We start from the raw sequence: 6,860 nt of genomic DNA on the forward strand, positions 1-6,860 counted from the left end.
AGCAAAAGTAATTACAACATTAAAAGCATATCAAAGAAAATAGTTAGGTTAAATTTGGTTAATTAAAAAACCCGATACGTTTCTAAAATGTATCGGGTTTTTATTGTTTAAAGTCTTACTACTTAAGCTTACTTCTCTATTTCACGAAGCGACTCCATTTTTTTATGTGCAAGGAAACCTTTAATATCTTCAAAATGTTCTTTCACGCGTTTGTTTCCAAATTCGAATACTTTTGTAGCCAATCCGTCAAGGAAATCTCTATCGTGCGAAACTAGAATTAAAGTTCCGTCAAAATCACGTAAAGCATCTTTAATGATGTCTTTGGTTTTCATATCCAAGTGATTCGATGGCTCATCTAGAATCAATAAATTTACTGGTTCAAGCAATAATTTAATCATTGCCAAACGCGTTTTTTCTCCACCAGAAAGTACTTTCACTTTCTTTTGGATATCATCACCCTGAAACATGAATGCTCCCAAAATATTTTTGATTTGCGTTCGAACATCACCAACTGCAATTCTATCGATAGTTTCAAATATTGTAGCATTTTCATCAAGTTGTGCTGCTTGATTTTGAGCAAAATAACCAATTTGACAATTATGACCAACTTCTACAGAACCACTATTGATTTCAAGTTCTTTCATTATGGCTTTAATCATGGTTGATTTTCCTTCCCCATTTTTACCAACGAAAGCCACTTTTTGTCCACGCTCAATTACTAAATTAGCATCCTTAAAAATTAATTTATCGCCATACGATTTTTCTAAATCCTTAACGATAACTGGATATTGACCCGAACGAACCGATGGTGGAAATTTCAACTTTAATGCCGAATTATCAATTTCATCAACCTCGATAGGAACTATCTTTTCTAACATTCTAACACGTGATTGCACTGCATCGGTTTTAGAAAAAGTTCCACGAAAACGCTCAATAAACGCTTGATTGTCTGCTATAAATTTCTGTTGTTCATCGTATGCCTTTTGCTGATGAACACGTCTGTCTTTTCTTAATTCTAAGTAATGCGAATATTTGGCTTTGTAGTCATAAATTCTTCCCATGGTTACTTCGATAGTTCTGTTTGTGATATTATCTACAAAAGCTCTATCGTGAGAAATTACCATAACGGCTTTGGCTTGATTGATTAAAAAATCTTCCAACCATTCGATACTATCCATATCTAAGTGATTCGTTGGCTCATCTAGCAGAATCAAATCGGGTTTTGTTAAAAGTATCTTTGCCAATTCGATTCGCATTCGCCATCCACCAGAAAATTCTTTAGTTGGACGATTGAAATCTTCTCTTTCAAATCCTAAACCTTTTAATATTTTTTCAACTTCGGCTTCGTAATTTACCTCTTCAATTGAATAGTATTTTTCAGATAATTCCGAAACTTTTTCAATCAATTTCATGTACTCATCACTTTCATAATCGGTACGAATGGTCAATTGTTCGTTGATTTCGTCGATTTCTTTCTTCATATTTAAAACACCAGCAAATGCCTTCGATGTTTCTTCCATTACCGTACAGTTATCTTCCGTTAATAAATGCTGCGGTAAATAGGCAACGACAGCATCACTCGGAGCCGAAATAACACCACGAGTTGGCTTACTTGCACCTGCAACAATTTTTAACAAAGTAGATTTTCCTGCTCCATTTTTACCCATTAGGGCTATTTTATCGGTTTCATTAATAGCAAATGTTACTTCACTAAAAAGAGTTGTGCCACCAAATTCAACGGCAATATCGTTTACTGTAATCATAGAATTAGTTTAAAAGTTTAAGGTTTAAAAGTTTAAAAGGTGTCCTTAAATTTTTTGAAGGTGCAAAGATAGATTAATTAGTCAATTTTAATGTGACAATTACATAGGAAACTTTTAAAAAATACTATCTATTCGATGGAATTCTATTGGTTACATTTAACTTTGCAACTTTAAATTCAAATTTTGAAACCAATGCCATTAATTGACTACAGTTTTTTGAGTAAAATTTTACCCAAAGCAAAGATTAAAAAGTCGTTCAAAAAAGCAAAAAGTTCCTATCTAGCGAGAGTGCGATTTGCTACGGCATTATTTTTCTTTGGTATGGGATTTTGTTTTGCCACTTGGGCGAGTAGAATTCCTGATTTAAAGTTGACTTTAAAATTAAGCGAATCCGATTTAGGAACCATTTTATTTGCTTTGCCAATTGGTCAATTACTTGCAATGCCACTATCTGGAAAGGTTGTCGCCAAATATGGAAGTCGAAAAATTGCAATAATAGGATTAATCACTTATGCCTTTTTCTTGACCTTACTTGGCTTACCAACACAAAGTTGGCAATTGGGATTGGCATTATTTCTCTTCGGCTTTTTTGGGAATTTTTGCAATATTGCGGTCAATACACTTGGCGTTTACACACAACAATTGTTCGAAAAACCAATTATGGGTGCGTTTCATGGTTCTTGGAGTTTAGCTGGATTTTCGGGTGCTTTATTGGCGTTGATTATGTTGTATTTTAACTTAAATCCGTTTCAGCATTTTGCGACCGTTTTTGGGATAATTATCGTAATGATTGCTTTCAACTACCGTTATTTGGTAAAAACTTCAGTAAAAGAAGTTGAAAAAAAAGAGAAAGTTTCCTTTTTCAACATTCAAGATAAATCGCTTATTTGGCTTGGCGTGATTAGTTTTTGCTGCATGGCAAGCGAAGGAATCATGTTCGATTGGAGTGGCGTATATTTCAAAGAAATTGTAAAAGCTCCAGGTTCATTGGTAGTTTTAGGATATACATCATTTATGGTTACCATGGCAATTGGACGCTTTTTAAGTGACATTCTGGTTGCAAAATTTGGACCGAGAAAAGTATTAATTACGAGCGGATTTGTAATTTCTACCGGATTGTATATGGCAGTTTTATTCCCAAATTTAATTGCGTGTACTGTGGCATTTATGTTGGTCGGATTTGGTGTTTCCAATGTAATCCCGATTATTTTTAATGCTGCCGGAAATAGTAAAATTGTGCCAACTAGTATTGCATTAACAATAGTTTCAAGTATCAGTTTTATGGGATTTTTAGTTGGTCCGCCAATAATTGGTTACATTGCAGAAATGACAAGTTTACAATATTCGTTTGCGTTTATCGGTGTTTTTGGAGTATTAATTTCGTTGTTGACTATGAGATTGAAGCTGTTTAGGTAAAATTATTATTCCAAAATTACTTTCAACTTCTCCTGAAAATCCTCATTACCATTAATTCCTAAATGACCTTGATTTTCTAATTCGAAAAATGCATCATTAGCTTTTAACAACTTTCGCAATCTATACGAATTTTCAATCGAAATTAACCGATCTTGATTGCCATGAAAGATATAAATTGGTGCCTTTACTTTTGTAATATACTTATCCGTTTCAAATTGGAATTTCTTTAAAAAATCAGGAAAATAAGGTGCTCGTGAAGTCGAAAATTCTAAAAAATTATAATAGGGAGCTTGAAGAATTAATTTATTTGGATTTTTAATCGATGCTAAATAGGTTGCCAATCCAGTTCCGATTGAATATCCAATTATGATTGTTTCTTTATTTTTATATTCCGATTTTACTTTGTCATAAGCAATAGAGATATCTTTAAAAACCTGTTCTTGGTCTTCAATTTCTCCTTCGCTTTTACCAAAACCTCGATAATCTAAAAAGAAAATATCATAGCCAAAATTGGTATAAATTTCTGCATTATTTCCCCAAGAATCTAGAGAACCAGCATTTCCATGAAGATAGAAAATGAGTCCTTTTGGCTGTGGTGTTTTAAATAATAAACCGTTGAGTTTTTTATTGTCGAACGATGGAATAGTTATTTCTTCAAATTTTTGATTGAATTCAAACTTATAATTTTCAGGAAGTTTATTGGCAATAAAAACCATTTCGGCTTGATTGAAATAGATATAACTTACATACAATAAATAAAGTACACCAAATAAAGTTGCAAGAGATAGGATTATAAATCGGAATATTCTCATTTAAATACAATAGAGATTATATTACTTTTTCAATTTTATTGGATTTTGCCGTGTATCAAAAATTTGAAGGATTCTGATTTCTGTTTCAGACTGAATTTTATAAATGATTTTATAATTTCTAACAACCATTCTTCTATAGGGTTCGCCAAGAAATTCATCAACCTGATATTGCTCTGTAAAATGGATACTTTTACTTTGGATAACTATATCTCTAATAACATTTTTGGCTCCTTGTGGTGATTTTAATTTGATGTATTCAAAAATCAATTTCAAGTCGGCTTTTGCTTGATTATCTCAAAGAATCTGTATTGGTTTTTTCATTCTACCAATTTTCAATTTCCTTTTCTAAATCTTCAATTGTTGTGAATTTTCCAGATGAAATTCTTTCGTCGGCTTCTTTAACCATATTGATATACTCTTCTTTATCAACAGGATAGCCACTAATTGTGTGCGCAACCACTTCTTTATCTAAAACTGATTTTAATGCAATGATTTTTTTTAGTTTACTTTCATCATTCAGATTAAGTAGCCAATTAACTAATTCATTTTTTTTTGCAGTTATATCCATTTTAAATAGTTTTTAAAAAACAAATATACAAAAATTACAAACTCAATCTAAACTCCTCAATTACAGGATTGGCTTTTCCAAAATCGGTTTCTTGGATGAATAATTCTGCTGCTTTTGCTGATTGAATACTTGGTAAAACATTCGCTTGATTGTTATTTCTAATGACCGTATCGATACCAATTGCTTCGATTTTTTCTTGTAATGAAATTGCTAGAATTTCTTCTCCGGAAAATATTTTTATTAAACCCATTTTTTGTGATGTATAATGTATTGTTGTATACTGTATTGTTATAAAGTACTGAGTGAGATTCCTACGGAATGACAAACTATGTGGGAAATCTGAAAACTGAAAACTGAAAACTGAAAACTGAAAACTGAAAACTGAAAACTGCGACTGAAAACTAAAAACTACTCCTCTTCTTCTATTTCGAAAAACGTTGGCTCAATCATGATTTTGTCTGCCAAGACTTCTACCCTTTCGGTGATTTCTGAGCAAAAGAAAATACGTTGTGTTTTTTCTACACTTGCAGAAAGCCTCAAGATTACAGCATCCAATCGGTTTCTAAAAAGGATATCGGCGTCATCAACGACAAACATTTTTATAGTATTCATGTTAAATCCTGCAGATGAAAATAAAGCATTGATTCTGTTAGGAGTTCCAATTAAAATATCTAATCCTAAAGAAATGATGTTTTTATCATAATCAATATCGCCTTTGTCATGAGAACCAAAAATACTTAAATCGGTGTAATTTCCGTATTTCAAAAAGAGTTCTTCCATTTCTAGAACTTTTTCTTTGTTTTCAACAATGATTAACGCACGAGTACTTTCATCATGGGTTTTTTCTAATCGCTGAATGACATTTAAAACAATAGTTGTTGTTTTTCCTGATCCTGGTGGCGACTGAATTACAGCATCTTTTCCGCTTTTAATAGTAGAAAATGTTTCTTGTTGCATTTCATTGGCATCAATTAAATTGTTTTCAATTAAGGCTTGCTGTAAGTGTGGGTTTATTTTTTTTAATTGCATTTTTATTATGGTTGTAGAATGTGGGTTGTAGGTTGTAGGTTTAGCATCTGCCTATATCCTACTACCTAAAACCTATTCCCTTTTATTTACTTGCGAACAATTTTACGTCTGTTTCAGAAATTTCGTTTCCTCCTAATATTATAAGGCGTTCTACTACGTTTCTTAATTCACGGATGTTTCCTGTCCAATCGTATTCTTGTAATAATTTTGTTGCTTCTTTAGAAAATGATTTTTGTGCATTTCCTTGTTCTTCGGCTATTTTTGTGGCAAAATGTTCAATCAGCAAAGGTATGTCATCTCGTCTATCATTCAATGCCGGAACTTTAATTAAAATTACAGCCAATCTATGATACAAATCTTCACGGAAACGACCTTCGGCAATTTCGTTTTTCAAATCTTTGTTGGTTGCCGCAACTACACGAACATTGACCTTTATATCTTTATCTGCTCCAACTCGTTGAATCAAACTTTCTTGTAAAGCTCTTAGAACTTTAGCTTGCGCAGCCAAACTCATATCTCCTATTTCATCAAGGAAAATAGTTCCTCCATCGGCAGCTTCAAATTTTCCTGCTCTATCTTTTACAGCTGATGTAAAGGCACCTTTTACGTGACCAAACAATTCGCTTTCTATTAATTCGGACGGAATTGCAGCGCAGTTTACTTCAATTAATGGATAAGCCGCTCTTTCGCTTTTTTCGTGTAATTGATGTGCAACTAACTCTTTTCCTGTTCCGTTTGGACCTGTGATTAAAACTCTTGCGTCGGTTGGAGCTACTTTTTCAATCATTTGTTTGATGTGATTGATTGGTTCAGAATTTCCAATCATTTCGTAGTTTTTGCTGACTTTTTTCTTTAGAATTTTGTTCTCAACAACCAATTGTTTTTTGTCTAAAGCATTTCGAACGGTGTTCAAAAGACGATTTAAATCGGGTGGTTTTGAGATATAATCGAAAGCACCAAGACGCATTGTATTGATAGCAGTTTCCATATCGCCGTGACCTGAGATCATTACGATTGGAATTTCGGGTTTGAATTTTTTTACGGCTTCTAATAATTCTTCGCCGTCCATTTTTGGCATTTTGATGTCGCAAAGAACTAAATCGTAATCGGAATTTTTTATTTTTTCAAGTCCTTGAACGCCATCTTCGGCTTCTTCTACTTGGTAAGTATCATTTTCTTCAGAAAGAATTTTGGTTAAAACTCTTCTGATAGATGCTTCGTCTTCTATGATTAATATTTTGCTCATGGTTTCGGGTTTCGGGTTGCAAGTTT

General features: G+C 32.8%; 7 protein-coding genes and 1 pseudogene. 1 reads left to right on the plus strand and 7 read right to left on the minus strand.

What is annotated here, in order from left to right; all coding sequences use genetic code 11:
• Positions 1–128: 128 nt before the first annotated feature.
• On the minus strand, positions 129–1,763 hold the full coding sequence (locus DIU01_RS15535; RefSeq protein WP_290836047.1) for an ABC-F family ATP-binding cassette domain-containing protein: 1,635 nt from the start codon (positions 1,761–1,763) through the stop codon (positions 129–131).
• Positions 1,764–1,955: 192 nt separating this feature from the next.
• Between DIU01_RS15535 and DIU01_RS15540 the strand changes: the two genes are divergently transcribed.
• On the plus strand, positions 1,956–3,179 hold the full coding sequence (locus DIU01_RS15540; RefSeq protein ID WP_290836049.1) for an MFS transporter: 1,224 nt from the start codon (positions 1,956–1,958) through the stop codon (positions 3,177–3,179).
• Between the two features lie 5 nt (positions 3,180–3,184).
• Here DIU01_RS15540 and DIU01_RS15545 read toward each other — a convergent pair whose 3' ends face one another.
• The 6 genes and pseudogenes from DIU01_RS15545 to DIU01_RS15570 form a co-directional block, all read right to left on the minus strand.
• On the minus strand, positions 3,185–3,991 hold the full coding sequence (locus DIU01_RS15545; protein ID WP_290836051.1) for an alpha/beta fold hydrolase: 807 nt from the start codon (positions 3,989–3,991) through the stop codon (positions 3,185–3,187).
• Between the two features lie 21 nt (positions 3,992–4,012).
• Positions 4,013–4,270: pseudogene (locus DIU01_RS15550) on the minus strand (type II toxin-antitoxin system RelE/ParE family toxin); the annotation flags it as partial.
• A 43-nt stretch (positions 4,271–4,313) separates the two neighbouring features.
• Positions 4,314–4,559 (minus strand): hypothetical protein, encoded by a 246-nt coding sequence (locus tag DIU01_RS15555; protein WP_290836053.1) that lies wholly within the window; start codon positions 4,557–4,559, stop codon positions 4,314–4,316.
• A gap of 34 nt (positions 4,560–4,593) precedes the next feature.
• The gene (locus DIU01_RS15560) at positions 4,594–4,809 is read right to left on the minus strand and encodes a DUF2007 domain-containing protein (protein ID WP_290836055.1); all 216 of its coding nucleotides are present in this window, start codon (positions 4,807–4,809) and stop codon (positions 4,594–4,596) included.
• 158 nt (positions 4,810–4,967) lie between these two features.
• Positions 4,968–5,588 carry a DEAD/DEAH box helicase gene (locus DIU01_RS15565; RefSeq protein ID WP_290836057.1) on the minus strand — a complete coding sequence of 207 codons (621 nt, stop codon included), beginning with the start codon at positions 5,586–5,588 and terminating at the stop codon, positions 4,968–4,970.
• 82 nt (positions 5,589–5,670) lie between these two features.
• Entirely contained in the window at positions 5,671–6,834 is a 1,164-nt protein-coding gene (locus tag DIU01_RS15570; RefSeq protein ID WP_290836060.1) for a sigma-54 dependent transcriptional regulator, read from the minus strand.
• Positions 6,835–6,860: the final 26 nt, after the last annotated feature.

The sequence above is a fragment of the Flavobacterium sp. genome (genome assembly GCF_003525665.1).
GTDB lineage: Bacteria > Bacteroidota > Bacteroidia > Flavobacteriales > Flavobacteriaceae > Flavobacterium.